Raw genomic sequence first — 1,179 nt, 5'->3', positions numbered from 1 at the left:
CTTTACACAAAAGGCCGTCTGAACGGTTTCAGACGGCCTTTAAGCGTAATATTTAAGAACGGCGCTGCAGCATCCAAGACTCAATCTTACGCGCATCGTTCACGCGGGTTGTGGAAGACGGAGAGTTGAGCAACACAATGGTAATCGGCTGATTCTGCACATTGGCCTTAACCACCATAGAACGTCCTGCTTCACGAATATAGCCTGTTTTCTGCAATTCAATATTCCAGCTGCCCTCACGCACCAAGGCATTGGAGTTTTTGTAGTTTTGACGACCGTTTGCCGTCCAAACCGAGCCGTAATTTGAAGTCGAATTTTTACGGATCAGCGGATATTTGCTGGCTGCCGCAACCATGCGGTTCAAATCACGCGCAGTTGAAACGTTTTGGAAATTCAAACCGGTAGGCTCATAGAAACGGCTGCTGGTCATACCCAGGCTTTGCGCTTTGGCATTCATTGCCGCAACAAACGCGCTCATACCGCCCGGATAAGTACGGCCCAATGCATGAGTGGCACGGTTCTCACTGCTCATCAGGCTCAAATGCAACAATTCGCCGCGTGTCAGCGTCGTGCCGATGCTCAAGCGGCTGCCCGTACCTTTCAGACGGTCGATTTCAGCCTCGGTAATCGTGATCGGCTCGTTCATATCCAGATGCGCATCCAAAACCACCATCGCACTCATCAATTTGGAAATAGAAGCAATCGGCATGACACGATCAGGGTTTTTCTGATACAGCACTTCACCGGTTTTATTATTGAAAATCAAAGCAGATTGCGAAGAAAGCAGAGGACCGGCCAAAGCGGCTTGAGCTTCGACTTGGTCGGCATGACTCAACGCAAAAGCTTCCATCGGGTCATTTTGCACTGGGAAATTTTGCTCCAAAAATTGTCCCAATACATCCATATCATCGGCAACGGCAGGCGCGGAAGCAAAAGCCAATGCCACACCTGTCCATACCATTCCTAAAGTTTTATAGAATTTCATATCTGCCAATTCAAAAAAATACATTTAATTCAACATTCTGTTAAATTTTTCGCTAATTGTAAAGCGAGTTGAGAAAACTTTGCGTTTGTTTGCGAGATATTCAAATCCAGCGCCCTCATCTGTTTCTTAGACGATACGGCGCAATGCCTGCTCTGATTTGAAAAAACACAAGATAGTCATTATACTTAGGCTCC

General features: G+C 46.7%; 1 protein-coding gene. It reads right to left on the bottom strand.

Translation table 11 applies throughout. The features are described from left to right. Positions 1-52: 52 nt before the first annotated feature. A complete protein-coding gene (locus ACTHUE_RS19365; protein WP_371440889.1) occupies positions 53-961 on the bottom strand; it encodes a serine hydrolase in 909 nt (302 codons plus the stop codon). Between the last annotated feature and the right edge of the window lie 218 nt (positions 962-1,179).

The sequence above is a fragment of the Neisseria sp. P0021.S005 genome (assembly GCF_051956955.1).
This window is presented reverse-complemented; position numbering and strand designations above follow the sequence as displayed.